Here is a 13714-nt window from a genome sequence, read left to right as displayed (position 1 = left end):
TTCTTTCGACTACGCAGAGCGAGGGGATGAGGGTGCGACGGTCCATCAGGGGCAGCAGGGTACGGGCGCAGCCGTACCGCGACCTCGTCTGGCTCGCCTACCTCTCCCTGCCCCGCGCCGCGGGCGAGGAACGGCGGCTCGTGCTCGCGCACCGCATGTCCGCCTCCGCCGTGACCGGCAGGACCAGGATCGAGGAGGTGCGGCTGCGCAAGTCGTTCCTGCGCAGGGTGCTGCGCAAGCGGCTCATGCCGTGGTCGGGCAGGCTGGCGACGGTCGAGGCGGTGCCCGCCGTCACGCGAAGCCGGGACATGGAGTTCACCAGGCGCTTCGACGGCCTCCCCGCGCCCGCCCGGGCCGCGTACGCGCTGCTGCGGCTCGAGGAGCGCCCGCACGACCAGGTCATGGAGATCCTGACGGGCGCCGGGGTCGACGACCCCGCCGCGGCGCTGGCCGCCGTGTCCGACTTCGAGGAGCAGGCGGGCTGGCTGTGGCGGCCCGCGCTCGACCCCACCCTGGTCAGGATCTACGGCCGCCCTCCTGCGGGGCGCCGGCTCAGGGCCGCCGCGGCGGCCGGGCTGTGCCTGCTCGCCCTCGTCGTCGTCCTCCCCCAGCTCGACCTCGAACGGCCGGGCATCGCGGCCGCCCCTTCGGCCTCCAGACCGCGGATCGTGCGGGCCGCCGGCGAGGCGTGGCGCGCGGGCACCAGCCTCGACCTCGGCACGTGGGCGCCGAGGGGTTCCCTCGTCCACGACGAGGAGCTGGTGCGCCGCGCGATCGGCACGTGGGGGGCGAGCAGCGCGCAACTGCTGTTCGCGGGCCAGGTGGACGACGCCCGCGTCGTCCTGCTCAGGCGGCCCTCACAGGTGGCGCGCTACACCGAGACGGCCAACGGCCCCACCGTGGAGATCCTGCCGGAGCCGCGCGTCAGGCCCGACGGTGCCGGCCCGCTCAAGCTGAGCACGACCACCGAGGGCAGCCGCTACCTGCTGCCGCCATGGGTGCGCGAGGTGTCGAAGGCGACGCTGGCGGGCCGTACGCCGCACTGGCACAAGGTCGAGATCAGGGACGGCGTGACCGCTCCCGTACCGCTCGCCGAGCGCGGCGGCTGCTGGCAGGGGCCCGTCCTGCGGCTGAGGGCGCCGGAGATCGCGCACGGCCTGCCGTACACCATGCTCGATTTCGGCCGGCTGTCGCTCGCCAACGCCTCCTACCAGCCGCCCCCGCCCGCGGAGGTCAACCGGTACGGTCCCCACGAGCTCGACGCGCTCCCCGAGGGGTTCAGCGCGTGGAAGCACGTCGGCTGCGCGGTGGAGCGTCCGGAGGGCGAGATCCAGGCGGCGACGGCATGGGAGTTCTGGGCCGGGCAACTGCCCGAGGGGGTGCGCGGGCGCTGGGTCTGCCTGCGCACGACCGACGCGAGCGGCGGCAGCGTGGTGCGGGGTGTCCTGCTCGCCACGGGGCGCGGGCGCACCACCGGCACGCCGACCGCCGCCCGCGCGGGCACCTGGGACTGCAGCAGGCTGCGCACGGACATCGTGGCCGGCGTGTGGTGGAAGGCGCCGTCGGGCAGGCGCTACTACGTGGCCGCCGGCAGCAGGCGGGTCGCCGCCATGGACGTCGGCAGGCACCGCGTCTCGGGACGGCACGTCGCCATCGCCGGATCGGGCATCGCGCGGCCCCGGCTCTCAGCGGTCGACGAGGCCGGTGTGAAGGTGTCCGCGCTGCAGTGAGGTCCTTCGGCAGCCCCGCGGCGGGTCCCTGCGCGGGGGCGGGCCGACTGCCCGGCGCTGGACCAGGGGTCGCCCGCCCACATCTGGGGCCGGGGTCGCCCCTCTCGACGAGCACGTGGGCTGACCTGGACGGACGCGAGTGAAGCGGCGGCGCCAGGGTAGGCGGACACCGCAGAACCCCGTCCTGAGGAGGGTCTCGTGGCCACCCGACGCAAACCCGCCGCCGGTTCACCCGTCCAGCTCGCCGCACGCGTCGTCGGCGCGGTGTTCCTGCTCGTCGGCGTCCTCGGCTTCATCCCCGGGATCACCACGCACTACGGCGACCTGGGGGTCGCCGGCCACCAGTCGGGCGCGATGCTGCTCGGCGTGTTCCAGGTGTCCGTCCTGCACAATGTCGTCCATCTGCTGTTCGGCGTCGCCGGTCTTCTGCTGGCTCGCAGCTGGGCCGGCGCGCGCGGCTACCTCATCGGCGGCGGCCTCGTCTACCTGCTGCTGTGGCTCTACGGGCTCCTCATCGATCAGAACAGCGCCGCCAACGTCGTGCCCGTCAACACCGCGGACAACTGGCTGCACCTCTTCCTCGGCCTCGGCATGATCGCCATGGGCTATCTGCTGTCCCGCGGCCGGGTGGCCGCCCCGCACTAGCGGCGACCCTTCAGCCTGCTACCCCGTGTAGTTTTTGGTGACGTTGGGCGAAAATGCGTTACTCGTGACAACCAGAACCCCGGGTGAGACCGTCGAACCATTGACACCCGCTGCGCATGGGGGCTGGTTTGGTTCCGGGTTACCGCGAAGTACGTCAGCTGGGCTCCGGCCGTACGGGCCGGGTCTTCCTCGCCACCTACCAGTCCACCGGCGCCTACGTGGCGATCAAGTATCTGAACGCCACCCTGCGCAGGGACGCCGAGTTCATGGAGCGGTTCAGGGCGGAGACGCCGGGGCTGGTGGAGATCGACGATCCCAACGTCGTGCGCTTCTACGAGTACGTCGAGACGCCGACCAGGACCGCCGCGGTGATGGAGCTGGTCGACGGGGTGTCGTTGCGGGCCATCCTGACCGAGCACCGCAGGACCAGCCCCGAGGCGGCGCTGGCCGTGCTGAAGGGGACGCTGCTCGGGCTGGCGGCGGCGCATGAGCGGGGCATCGCGCACCGGGACGTGAAGCCGGAGAACGTGCTGGTCCAGGCGGACGGGACGAGCAAGCTCGCCGACTTCGGGCTCGCCGTCCACGTGGAGGAGCCGGGGGTGCCCGCGGGCAGCCCGCCGTACATGGCGCCCGAGCTGTGGACGAGGGGAACGGCAGGCGTGCTCGCCGACCTGTACGCGGCGGCGTGCGTCCTGTTCGAGTGCATCACGGGCCGGCAGCCTTACCGGGCGCCCGATGTGGCGGCGCTGCGCGACAAGCACCTGGTCGAGCCGGTGCCTGTCGAGGTGGTGCCCGACGCGGTGCGCGACCTGCTGCGGCACGGTCTGGCCAAGGATCCCTCGGGCAGGCCGCGCTCGGCCAGGGAGTTCGCGGCCGCGCTGGAGTCCGCGGCCGTCGCCGGCTTCGGAACGGAATGGGAGAAGCGGGGTCGCAGGCACCTCGGCGAGCTGGCGACGCTGCTCGCGCTGCACTACCCGCTGGCCAACCCCGGCTCGCCGCAGGAGACGCCCGCCAGAGGGTCGCTCGTGCGCGAATGGCGGGTGCCCAGGCTGCCGCCGCACCTGTGGATCGCGGGAGGGGCGCTGGTCACGACGCTGCTCGCGCTGCTGATCAGCGGGGGGCGGCTGCCGCCGGGGCCCGGCACCTTCCTCGCGCCTCCCCCCAAGTCGCCCTTCGAACTGGGTGCCACTCCCGTCGACTCGAAGCCGACGGCCAGGAAACCGGCCGCCAAGCCCACGGTGTCGAGGACGAGCGAGGGCAGGAGCGCCACGCCGACGAGCAGGCCGCCCGGCACGGCGGCCACCCCTCCACCGCCGACTCCGCCACCGACCCGACCGCCGGCCTCACAGCCGGGCCGGCCGTCCGTCTCCCCCTCAGGCTCGCCCCCTGCGCCGCCTCCGAGCCCGCCCACGAGCGCACCACCGAGGGCGGGCACGCTGTCGCCCGCCGTCAAGTCGGCGGACATCGTCACATGGAGCGGGTCCGCGGGTGCGGTGAAGGTCGCGACCGACGGCACGGGGCCGGTACGGCTGCGCGTCAGTTACACCCGCAGGGACGGCGACGGGCCCTCCCGTACGGTCCACGAGGACGTCCGGGAGTTGAAGGGCAGGACCGCCTACACGGTGCCGCTGCTGCGGGATCTCGGGGAGGTGGCGTGCGGGAAGCGCGCCCACTTCGGGCTGATCGTGCAGACCGAGCGGGCGGCGGCGAACGGCCCGCAGATCAGCGAGGTCCCTGTGGACGGGCCGCCGTGCGCGTCGTCCCCGACGGGTTCCTCGCCCACGGCCACGTCCCCCACCGCCTCCTCGACGACGGCGGGCGCCACCCCGCCGGCGACCTCCTCCTCCACCACCGCGCCCGCCTCGGTCCCCGATCCGGACGCTCCCGAGCCACGGGTCACCTCCGAGCCGCCGACGTCGCAGGAGGCCGCCCCCGGCGACGACCTCTGGTCAGGAGCCACCACGCCACCGACGTTCGGCGGCTCCTAGGGCCGCGGCGTAGCGGGCGCGGCCTCGACGAGGCCGCGAATGAGCAGGTCGAGGGCTTTCTCGAAGTCTCTCGCGGGGTCGGCGACGACCTCGGGCATGCTCTTGAGCAGCCTGCTGAAGTGCGGCAGGCGAGCCGGGTCGACCTCGCGGACGTAGGCGCCGAACTCGCGCCGCCCCGCGTGCTCATCGGAGTCGCCGGTGAAACCGCCCGTCGACAGCATCAGCGAGCCGAAGACCAGCGCGTTCACCGCTCCCAGCGCCCGCCATACTCCGACGTCGTCGAACCCGGCCTGGTAGAGGGCGCCCACCACGCCGTCGAGCGGCGCGAGCGCCCGTTCCGACGTCGGGTTCGACTGGTCCGTCACCAGAGCCAGCGGTACCACCGGGTGCCGGGCGAGGGCGTGGTACATGTTCCCGGCCACGACCCTGATCTGCTCCGGCCACGGCAGCGAGGGGTCGGGCCGCTCGATCGTGCTGAAGACGCGCTCCGCCAGGCCGTCGAGGATGTCGGCCTTGTTGGAGACGTGGTTGTAGAGCGACATCGCCTCCACGCCCAGGGACTTGGCCAGCCTTCGCATGGACAGCCCTTCGAGCCCCTCTTCCGCCGCCAGCGTCAACGCCGCATCGAGGATCTTCTCCCTGTTCAGGGGCTCGCGCCGGGACATCCATGGGCTCCTTGTGCCGTTGTGCCGATTGACAAAGCTTACACTGTATGTATGTACTTACGGCGTAAGCATACGGCGTAAGTAAGGAGTGGTTCGATGACGGACGTGGTGATCGTGGGCGGCGGGCCGGTCGGCCTGCTGCTGGCGAGCGAGCTGAAGCTGGCCGGCGCGGACCCGCTGGTGCTGGAGTCGGCCACCGGCGAGCAGCGGCGCACGCGGGACCTGGGGCTGCGCGGGATCAACGCACGCAGCATGCACACGCTGGGGCTGCGCGGGCTGACCGGGCCGCTGGTCGAGGCGCAGTGGGCGATGTTCCGCGGGATGGCGGCGCACCGGACGCCCCAGGACGAGCACGACGTCATCGGCTTCATGATGAGCCTGCTCGACAAGGGCGAGAGCGGCGGCCACTTCGCGGGGCTGCCGCTGTTCGGCGAGGTCACCAGGACACCCGAGCGTGTCATGATCAAGCAGCACCTGCTGGAGCGCGTGCTGGCCGACCGCGCCGAGTCGCTGGGCGTGCGCATCCGGTCCGCCTGCCAGGTGACGGACGTCGCCGACGAGGGGCCGTACGCGGTGGTCACGCTGGCCGGAGGAGAGACCCTGCGCGCGAGCTACGTGGTCGGGTGTGACGGCGGGCGCAGCACGGTGCGCAAGCGGGCCGGATTTCCCTTCGAGGGCACACCGGCGACCATGACGGGCCGCACCGCCGTCGCCGAGCTGGCCACGCCCGTCGCCTCGGCCATGCGCGGCCCCGGCGGCCTGCTGAACCTTTCGCTCGTGCCAGGCGAGATCGCCACCATCGAGTTCGACGGCGGCCCCGACGAGCGCCACGCGCCCGTGACGGCCGAGGAACTGCAGGGCAGCATCAGGCGGGTCAGCGGGAACGACGCGGTCGTCACCCGGGTGGAGGCCGGGATCCGCTACAGCGACAACACCCGCCACGCCGACACCTACCGCAGGGGCAGGGTCCTGCTCGCGGGGGACGCCGCGCACGTCCACTCGCCGATCGGCGGCCAGGGACTGAACCTGGGCCTACAGGACGCGGCCAACCTGGGCTGGAAGCTCGGCCTGGTGGCAAGGGGGCTCGCGCAGGAGGAACTGCTCGACACCTACACCGCCGAGCGGCACCCCGTGGCCGCGACGGTGCTGCGCAACACGCGGGCCCAGGTGGCGCTCATGCGGCCAGGCCCCCAGGTGGACGCGCTGCGCGAGGTACTCGGCGAGACGCTGCGCCTCCCCGAGACGCAGCGGCACTTCCTCGACATGGTCAACGGCACGGACATCGACTACGCGCCAGGCTCGGCGCACCCCCTGGTCGGCCGGTTCCTGCCCGACCTGGAGATCAAGGACGCCGGGTACGCCAGGGACCTGCAGGCCGACGGCCGTGGACTGCTGCTCGACCTGGCCGACTCCGCCGAGGTGAGAAGGACGGCCGCCGGGCACGGCGACCGGGTCCGCGTGGTCACGGGGGCCGCGCGGGACGGCGCCGTGGAGGACCTCGCGGCCCTGCTGGTCCGCCCCGACGGGTACGTCGCCTGGACCGGCGCCGAAGGTCTCGCGGACGCGCTGACCACCTGGTTCGGCCCCGCCGTCTGAGGGAGCCTGCACCGGTTCCTCGCCCCGGTCGAGGACGTCCCGCGGGCGCGACCGCGTGCCCTTGTGGGCTAACCAAGCGTGCGCTAGCTTGGCAGACGATGGACACCTACTGGGCCGCCTGCGCGCGCGGCGAGTTGGTCATTCAGCGATGCACGTCCTGCGAGCGGCGGGTCCACCTGCCCGCCCCCGCGTGCCCGTGGTGCGACGGCGACGACCTCGTCTTCGAGCCGGTCTCCGGCGACGGGGTCGTGCACACCTTCACGGTGGTGCACCGCTCGTTCGTGCCCGAGTTCCGCGGGCGGGAGCCGTACGTGCTGGCCTGGGTGGACCTGCCGGAGGGGGCGCGCGCATTCGGCCGAGTGGTGGAGTGCCCGCCGGAGCGGGTGCGCATCGGGATGCCGGTGCGAGTGACGTTCAGCGACGAACTGCCGCAATGGAGGCCCAGGTGAACGTTTTCATCCCCGTCGAGGACGTCGGCAAGGCGGTCGCCTTCTACGGGCTGCCGGTGAAGTTCAGGGACGGCGACAGGTTCGCGCTGCTGGAGGGCGGGATCGGGCTCGCGGGCCCGGCCGAGCAGCTGACCGGCGCGACGGCGTTCTGCCTCAAGGTGGACGACCTGCCGCGTGCCGTACAGGACTTCCTCGAACGAGGCGGCGCGGTGGCGAGAGAGCCCGAGGCGGGCCCGCACGAGACGCGCGCGGTCCTGCGCGACCCCTCAGGAAACCTCTTCGTGCTCTACTCCCCAGGAGGTTCTCGATGACGCCCTACGGCAACTACGCCTACGCGATCCTGACGGCCGGGGCGCTGCGCACGCCCGACAAGGTGGCGCTGACCTACTGCGGCGAGCAGCACCTCACCTACGACCAGCTGAACAGGGCCGTCAACAGGCGCGCGCACGCGCTGCTCGCCGCGGGCGTACTGCCGGGCCAGCGGGTCGCGGCGCTGCTGAACGAGACCTTGACGGTGGCGGAGGTCTACCTCGCGCAGGCCAAGATCGGGGCCATCACGGCGGCGCTCAACCCCTACTGGCCGGTTGAGACGCTGCGGGCGGTCGTGGCCTCGTCGGGCTGCACGGCGTTCGTCCACGACGCCACCGTGGCGGGGATCGTCGAGGAGATCAGGCCCTCCCTGCCCGAGATCACCACCTGGATCAACGCCGAGGAGCTGACCTCGCAGGACGAGGGCGAGCCGCCGCCCGGCGCCGCCTTCGACGACCCGCTGGCGCTCTACTACACCTCGGGCACGACAGGGCTGCCCAAGCCCGTCGTCCACACGCACGCCTCGTCCCTCGCGACCGCGCAGATCTGGCTCGACGTGCCGCGCGCACCCGACTCGGTCTTCGGCACCGGCGCCATCATCTGGGGGATCGGCTTCCCCGCCATCGTCGGCCCTGCGCTCTACACGGGGATGCGGCTGGTGCTGGAGCAGGACTGGGGTCCCGCCAACTTCCTGAAGGTCGTCCCGAGGGAGAGGGTCACCCACGTCTCGCAGATTCCCTCCTTCTACGCGGCGCTGCTCGGCTCTGCCGAGCACGAGCAGGTGGACCTGTCCTCGATCAGCGTCATCATGCTCGGTGGCGAGCCGCTGACCGCGTCGCTGCTGTCGAGGATCAAGCAGCGGTTACCCGGCGCGGGCGTCTACTCCTACTACGGGCAGACGGAGGCCCCCTACACCTGCATGGGCAGGGTCGACGACGGCTCGACGCCGCTCGGCACCTCGGGCCGGGCCCGCACGGGCTGCGCCGTCGCGATCACCGACCCGTCGGGCGCGCGCGTCGTCGACACGGTCGGCGAGATCAACCTCGCGGGACCGCACCGCATGGCGGGCTACGACCTGCTGCCCGACAAGACCGCCGAGGTGCTGCGCGGCGAGTGGTATGTCGGGGGCGACCTCGGCACGCTGTCGGCCGACGGCGTGCTGCAGGTGCTCGGGCGGCGCGAGGACGCCATCCTCAAGGGCGGCGTCTGGACCCAGCCCTCCACCGTCGAGGAGGCGGCCACCGCGCTCGACTCCGTGGCGGAGGCCGGCGCGGTCGGCGTGGGCGACGGCCGGATCCTGCTCGCGGTGGTGCCCATGACCGGGCAGGCGCTCGACTCCTCGAAGATCGCGCTCGCGCTGGCCGACACGCTGCCGCCGCACCAGCGGCCCGACGCGATCGTGGTCGCGGAGTCGCTCCCGCACTTCGCGGACGCCTCCGGCGGGCCCGGCAAGCTGCTGCGGCGCGAGATCAGAGAGATGTACCAGCACCTTGTGGACTGAACACCAGGTCAAGGAGCTGCTCAGGGAAGCCGGCGTCCCGGTGCCGCGCGGGGTCGCCGATCCCGCCCTCGCAGGGACGCTGACCCCTCCGCTGGTGCTCAAGTCCGCGGGCCTGCTGCACAAGACCGACGCGGGAGGGGTACGGCTCGGTCTGACCCACGACACGCTCGGCCCCGCCGTCGCCGAGATGCGCGACCGGCTCGGCGACGGGTTTCTGATCGAGGAGCAGGCCCCCGCGGGCGTCGAGCTGATCGTCGGGCTGGTCCGTGACCCGGGGTTCGGCCCGGTCCTGCTGGCGGGGCTCGGCGGGGTGTGGACCGAGGCGTTGCGCGACACCGCGCTCCGCCTGTGCCCGATCTCCGAGACCGACGCGCGGCGCATGCTGGCGTCGCTGCGCGGCTCCCCCCTCCTGTACGGCCACCGCGGCACGCCGCCCGTCGACCTCGACGCGGTCGTGAAGCTCCTGCTGACGATCGGCGGGCACGGCGGGCTGTGGGAACGGCTGGAGCTCGGCGAGTTCGAGCTCAACCCGGTGATCGCGAGTCCCTCGGGCGTGGTCGCAGTGGACGCCCGCTATCTCCCCTCGCCCTCCTCGCCGCATGTCCCGCCCCCCGCGCACGACTTCACCACCCTCTTCGAGCCGCGCAGGGTGGCCGTGGTGGGCGCGTCCACGAGCAGGCCGAACTTCGGGAACATGTTCCTGGAGTTCTACCTGGCGGCGGGCGCGGAGGTGGTCGCGGTCCATCCCACGGCCGCGTCCGTTGGCGGGGTGCCGGCGGTGCCTTCGCTCGCCGCCGCCGACGTGGACTACGCGCTGGTGGCCGTGCCCGCCTCACGCTGCGCCGAGGTGGTACGGCAGGCGCGCGGCGTGCCGTACACGCAGGTCATGAGCGGCGGCTTCGGCGAGGCGGGGCACCCGGACCTGGAGGCGGCGCTGGCCGGCGCGGCCCGCGAGGCAGGGACACGGCTGCTCGGCCCCAACTGCATGGGCGTCTACTGTCCCAGGGGCAGGCAGACGTTCGTCGGCGGCGGGCTCGGGCCGCCGGGCACCGTCGCGCTGATCTCCCAGAGCGGCGGGCTGGCCGGGGAGGTGATCAAGGTGGGCGAGCGGCGGGGGCTGGCGTTCAGCAGGGTCGCCACCCTGGGGAACGCGGCCGACGTGACGCCCGCCGAGCTGCTGCGCTGGCTGTCGGCCGACCCGGCGACCTCGGTGGTCGGACTGTACCTGGAGGATCCGCGCGACGGTCTCGCGCTGTTCTCGGCGCTGGCGGGATGCTCGTTGCCGGTCGTCATGCTGGTGGGCGGGCGCAGCGGCCAGGGCCGCAGGGCGGCGGCCTCGCACACCGGGGGGATGGTGAGCGACTCCAGGATCTGGCAGGCCCTCGCCGACCAGACCGGCGCCACCCTCGTCACCACCCAGGACGCCCTGATCGGCACCCTGTCCTACTTCCAGTCCCACGCTCCCCGCCGCCCCCCGCCCGCCCCGCCCCACCCCGGCCACCGCTCCGCTTCCGGCCGCTCCAGCGATCCAGGCGCGGGGGCCGGCCGCCACTCCGGCTCTGATCCAGGGGAGAGCCCCGGGCCGAGGGCCGAGCGTGCTGGGGTGCTGGTGGTCGGGCCCAGCGGAGGCGCGGGCGTGCTCGCCGCCGACGCGTTCGACGACGCGGGTCTCACCCTCGACCCCCTCCCCGACGACGTGCTCGACGACCTCAAGGCCATCGGCCTGGGCGTGGGGAGCTCGTTGGCCAATCCGCTGGAGGTCCCCGTCGGCCCCAGGGTCCGGCCCGACCTCGTCAAGCAGGTGATCGCCACGATCGTCCGCCGCCTGCCGTACCAGGACGTCGTCGCCCACGTGAACGTGCAGAGCTTCTTCACCTACGGCACCAGCGCCGAACCCCTGCGTGACTACGCCCGCCACCTGGGCGAGGTCGAGGGCGTCAGGGTCACGCTCGTCACCAGGAACGGCGAGTTCGCCCCGCCGGCCGTGGAGGACGAGATCAGGGCGATCGCTGCAGAAGCGGGCATACCCGTATATCGATCCATGGAGGCGGCAGCGATCGCCGTCGCCGCCGGTCAACGTTTCTACGGAGGCACCGATGGGACTGCTTGACGGCAAGGTCGCGCTGATCACCGGCGGCGCGCGCGGCATGGGCGAGGCGCACGTGCGGCTGTTCGCGGAGGAGGGCGCGCGGGTCGTCTTCGGTGACGTGCTCGACGACGAGGGCAAGGCCCTGGCAGAGGAGACCGGCGCCGTCTTCGTCCATCACGACGTGACGAGCCCCGCCGAGTGGGAGCGGGCGGTCGGCACCGCCGTCGAGGCACACGGCAGGCTGGACGTCCTCGTCAACAACGCGGGCATCCTGAAGTACGGCCGGATCGGCGACATGCCGCTGGAGGTCTTCGAGCAGGTCGTCGACGTCAACCTGAAGGGCACCTGGCTCGGGGTGAAGTCCGTCATCGAGCCCATGAAGGCGGCCGGACGCGGCTCGATCGTCAACATCTCCTCCATCGAGGGGTTCATCGGCGCGTCGGGTCTGTCCGCCTACGCCGCCTCGAAGTTCGGTGTGCGCGGCGTCACCAAGGCGGCGGCGCGCGAGCTGGCGCGTTTCAAGATCCGCGTCAACTCGGTCCACCCTGGCGCGATCAACACCCCGATGGTCACCGACCCCGACCTGATGGCCGAGGTCGACGGCGAGGCGTTCATGAAGTCGATGGTCATCAAGCGCTTCGCCAAGCCGGTCGAGGTCTCGCACGTGGTGGCGTTCCTGGCCTCGGACCGGTCCAGCTACTGCACGGGAAGCGAGTTCACCGTCGACGGCGGCATGCTGACCGGCGCGGGCTACTAGCCTTCGGCGCCGCAGGCGGCACGTCGCTCGTGGACGGGGACCTCGGCGGGCGAGTCACCGTCCACCCCGGTGAGCCGGGCGGGCCCGCTCGGCGTCCGGGTGGGCCTGGCGACGGTGTCGCGCTCGATCATCGCTCCACCGCCGCCAACAGGCTGCCGCCGTCGGTCCATCCTGGCAGCCGGTAGCCGTCCAGCCGGCGGGTCGCCCCCGTCGCGGGGTCGACGGCCACGACCTTCACGTTCCACCTGTTCCCTGCATCGTGCTCCCCGGTCTTGACGGTCAGCACGCCCGCCCGCCAGGCCAGGCCGTACGCCGAGGGGTCCAGCGACGCCCCACCGGCCAGCCACCGCCCGGTCTCCAGGTCGTATCGGCGCACCCTGCCCTGGTCCAGGGTCACCAGCGTGGTGCCGTCCGCCGACAGCGCGAGGTCGGAGAGCACGATGTCCTGCGGCGGGGTCCAGGAGGCGGCCGTGCCGCCCGGCTTGTGCGCCGACACCTGGAGGGTGCCGTCCCGCAGCGTCCGCCTGGACAGCACCTCGTCGCCGTCCTCGCTGAACCCTGCGAGCTCGCCGCCCACGGGCAGCGGCACGGTACGGCCCGTGCCGACCTCGACGAGCGCGTCGGGAACGTCCTCCGCCCGCCGTCCGCCGGCGCGCCGCTCGGCGTAGTGGTCGATGAGCAGTCGCTCGCCGTCCTCGGAGAGCCACATGGCCTTGACGTGCTCGCCGGAGGGCCCGACGAAGTCCTCACCGCCCGCGAACGAGGCGACGACCACGCGCAGGTCAGTGCTGCGGACGTAGGCGAGGTGCAGGCCGTCCCCGCTGATCGCGACCGGAGCGGCGTCCCACGGGGAGGTCGTGGCCCGCGCGACGGACAGGCTCTTCCGCTTGCCGTCGGCGAACTGCAGCTGCCACGTGCCGGTCGGCATCTCGCCGTCGCGGGCCGGGCGGGCCTCCAGCCACGCGGCTCGAAGAGGTGTCGGGCCCGATGCGAAGCCACCGCTCAGCACCTGCGCCACCAGGACGAACGCGAACGTGCCGTACAAGATCTTCACTTTTGGTTGGACCCGGAAGACTCACCCCCGGTTGACAACGAATCGATAACGGTCACCGACCGTGACGCTTTCGTCCGGGTCAGACGTGCCACATGCGAGGGCCAGGACCAGGCCGGCCGTCGCGGCCACGCCCTGGCCGGACCGGCGCCCGGCACGCGGGGCGAGCCGTCCCCTCGCGTGCCTGACGGTCCGCCCGTCGCGCGGGGCGGGCCGTCAGGCATGGCGTTGACGCCCCGCCGGAGGGATCAGAGGCCGATCCAGGCCGTGGGGGTGATGAACAGGCCCGTGGCCTCCACCAGCGGCTCGCCGTCCGGCAGCGCGATGCGCCCCTCCGCCCACGTCTTGCGGCCCTCGGTGCGGGTGTACTCGGCGGTCGCGACCAGATCCGTCCCGTACGGCACCGGCCTGCGGTAGCGGACGGTCAGCGTGCCCGTCATCCCCGCCGAGCCCGCGGTGGCGACGGCCTGCCCGAGCAGATGGTCGAGGATCATGGCGCTGATGCCGCCGTGGACGCCGTTCGGCGGACCCTCGTGCAGCGGCCTGAACACCACCTCGGCCCGTACCCCTCCGTCGTACACCTCGATGGCCAGGGGGAGCGCGTGCGGGTTGGCGGCGCCTGTGACCGCGTTGCCGAGGTGCCTGAGCGTGCCGTCGGGGGCGATCTCGAACGGCTGCGGGGTCTGGCGGACCGTGGCGCGCAGGCGTTCGGTGACCGCGGTGAGGGTGGCGGTGGCGGCCGTGAGATCCGCCTCGGCGACATCGGTCAGCGCGACCGCGTCCATGAGCTCACGGGTCTGCTGGGCAAGGGCGCAGAGGGCGGCGAGGCGGGATTCCTCGGTTCCTAGTTCGACCGACATGCGGCACACCTTACCGAACCCCGTTCGGTAGATCTTTTCCGGATATGTCGGTTTTCGGGAGAATTTCCTGAAGG

13 protein-coding genes are annotated in these 13714 nt (G+C 72.7%); 9 read left to right on the top strand and 4 right to left on the bottom strand.

Annotation, left to right across the window (positions count from 1 at the left end; translation table 11 throughout):
- Nucleotides 1-32 precede the first annotated feature (32 nt).
- The 3 genes from AC3EO4_RS41520 (at nt 33) to AC3EO4_RS41510 (ending at nt 4363) form a co-directional block, all read left to right on the top strand.
- The gene (locus AC3EO4_RS41520) at nt 33-1730 is read left to right on the top strand and encodes a hypothetical protein (RefSeq protein WP_431901060.1); all 1698 of its coding nucleotides are present in this window, start codon (nt 33-35) and stop codon (nt 1728-1730) included.
- Between the two features lie 198 nt (nt 1731-1928).
- Entirely contained in the window at nt 1929-2375 is a 447-nt protein-coding gene (locus AC3EO4_RS41515) for a DUF4383 domain-containing protein (RefSeq protein WP_431901057.1), read from the top strand.
- A gap of 128 nt (nt 2376-2503) precedes the next feature.
- Entirely contained in the window at nt 2504-4363 is a 1860-nt protein-coding gene (locus tag AC3EO4_RS41510; RefSeq protein WP_431901055.1) for a serine/threonine-protein kinase, read from the top strand.
- Here AC3EO4_RS41510 and AC3EO4_RS41505 read toward each other — a convergent pair.
- A complete protein-coding gene (locus AC3EO4_RS41505) occupies nt 4360-5028 on the bottom strand; it encodes a TetR/AcrR family transcriptional regulator C-terminal domain-containing protein (protein ID WP_431901052.1) in 669 nt (222 codons plus the stop codon). The genes AC3EO4_RS41510 and AC3EO4_RS41505 overlap by 4 nt on opposite strands.
- 96 nt (nt 5029-5124) lie before the next feature.
- Here AC3EO4_RS41505 and AC3EO4_RS41500 point away from each other — a divergent pair, with 96 nt between their 5' ends.
- From AC3EO4_RS41500 to AC3EO4_RS41475, 6 genes are all read left to right on the top strand, one after another.
- Nucleotides 5125-6624, top strand: a complete 1500-nt coding sequence (locus AC3EO4_RS41500) for an FAD-dependent monooxygenase (protein ID WP_379581818.1) — start codon at nt 5125-5127, stop codon at nt 6622-6624.
- A gap of 98 nt (nt 6625-6722) precedes the next feature.
- Entirely contained in the window at nt 6723-7073 is a 351-nt protein-coding gene (locus tag AC3EO4_RS41495) for a Zn-ribbon domain-containing OB-fold protein (protein ID WP_431901048.1), read from the top strand.
- Nucleotides 7070-7384 (top strand): VOC family protein, encoded by a 315-nt coding sequence (locus AC3EO4_RS41490; RefSeq protein WP_379581820.1) that lies wholly within the window; start codon nt 7070-7072, stop codon nt 7382-7384. Before AC3EO4_RS41495 ends, AC3EO4_RS41490 begins: the two co-directional genes overlap by 4 nt.
- Nucleotides 7381-8883 carry a class I adenylate-forming enzyme family protein gene (locus AC3EO4_RS41485; protein ID WP_431901046.1) on the top strand — a complete coding sequence of 501 codons (1503 nt, stop codon included), beginning with the start codon at nt 7381-7383 and terminating at the stop codon, nt 8881-8883. Before AC3EO4_RS41490 ends, AC3EO4_RS41485 begins: the two co-directional genes overlap by 4 nt.
- The gene (locus AC3EO4_RS41480; RefSeq protein ID WP_431901043.1) at nt 8873-10993 is read left to right on the top strand and encodes an acetate--CoA ligase family protein; all 2121 of its coding nucleotides are present in this window, start codon (nt 8873-8875) and stop codon (nt 10991-10993) included. The genes AC3EO4_RS41485 and AC3EO4_RS41480 overlap by 11 nt, the downstream gene beginning before the upstream one ends.
- The gene (locus AC3EO4_RS41475) at nt 10980-11729 is read left to right on the top strand and encodes a glucose 1-dehydrogenase (protein ID WP_379581824.1); all 750 of its coding nucleotides are present in this window, start codon (nt 10980-10982) and stop codon (nt 11727-11729) included. The genes AC3EO4_RS41480 and AC3EO4_RS41475 overlap by 14 nt, the downstream gene beginning before the upstream one ends.
- Here the strand turns inward: AC3EO4_RS41475 and AC3EO4_RS41470 are convergent.
- The 3 genes from AC3EO4_RS41470 to AC3EO4_RS41460 all read right to left on the bottom strand — a co-directional run bounded on the left by AC3EO4_RS41470 (nt 11726) and on the right by AC3EO4_RS41460 (nt 13640).
- Entirely contained in the window at nt 11726-11860 is a 135-nt protein-coding gene (locus AC3EO4_RS41470; protein ID WP_431901040.1) for a hypothetical protein, read from the bottom strand. The two genes, AC3EO4_RS41475 and AC3EO4_RS41470, sit on opposite strands and share 4 nt — an antisense overlap.
- Nucleotides 11857-12774: a WD40 repeat domain-containing protein gene (locus tag AC3EO4_RS41465; RefSeq protein WP_431901038.1), complete on the bottom strand. Its 918-nt coding sequence runs from the start codon at nt 12772-12774 to the stop codon at nt 11857-11859. The genes AC3EO4_RS41470 and AC3EO4_RS41465 overlap by 4 nt, the downstream gene beginning before the upstream one ends.
- 254 nt (nt 12775-13028) lie before the next feature.
- Complete coding sequence (locus AC3EO4_RS41460) at nt 13029-13640, bottom strand: PaaI family thioesterase (RefSeq protein WP_431901037.1); 612 nt, start codon at nt 13638-13640, stop codon at nt 13029-13031.
- Between the last annotated feature and the right edge of the window lie 74 nt (nt 13641-13714).

It is taken from the genome of Nonomuraea sp. bgisy101 (genome assembly GCF_057708945.1).
Note: the sequence above shows the minus strand (reverse complement) of the source record. Positions and strands in the feature narration are given on the sequence as shown.

Bases quoted from the DNA above. Each gene is read 5' to 3' on its own strand.
- AC3EO4_RS41500 (WP_379581818.1), top strand. From the start codon at position 5,125: ATGACGGACGTGGTGATCGTGGGCGGCGGGCCGGTCGGCCTGCTGCTG.
- AC3EO4_RS41505 (WP_431901052.1), bottom strand. From the start codon at position 5,028: ATGTCCCGGCGCGAGCCCCTGAACAGGGAGAAGATCCTCGATGCGGCG.
- AC3EO4_RS41485 (WP_431901046.1), top strand. From the start codon at position 7,381: ATGACGCCCTACGGCAACTACGCCTACGCGATCCTGACGGCCGGGGCG.
- AC3EO4_RS41470 (WP_431901040.1), bottom strand. From the start codon at position 11,860: ATGATCGAGCGCGACACCGTCGCCAGGCCCACCCGGACGCCGAGCGGG.
- AC3EO4_RS41460 (WP_431901037.1), bottom strand. From the start codon at position 13,640: ATGTCGGTCGAACTAGGAACCGAGGAATCCCGCCTCGCCGCCCTCTGC.
- AC3EO4_RS41475 (WP_379581824.1), top strand. From the start codon at position 10,980: ATGGGACTGCTTGACGGCAAGGTCGCGCTGATCACCGGCGGCGCGCGC.
- AC3EO4_RS41495 (WP_431901048.1), top strand. From the start codon at position 6,723: ATGGACACCTACTGGGCCGCCTGCGCGCGCGGCGAGTTGGTCATTCAG.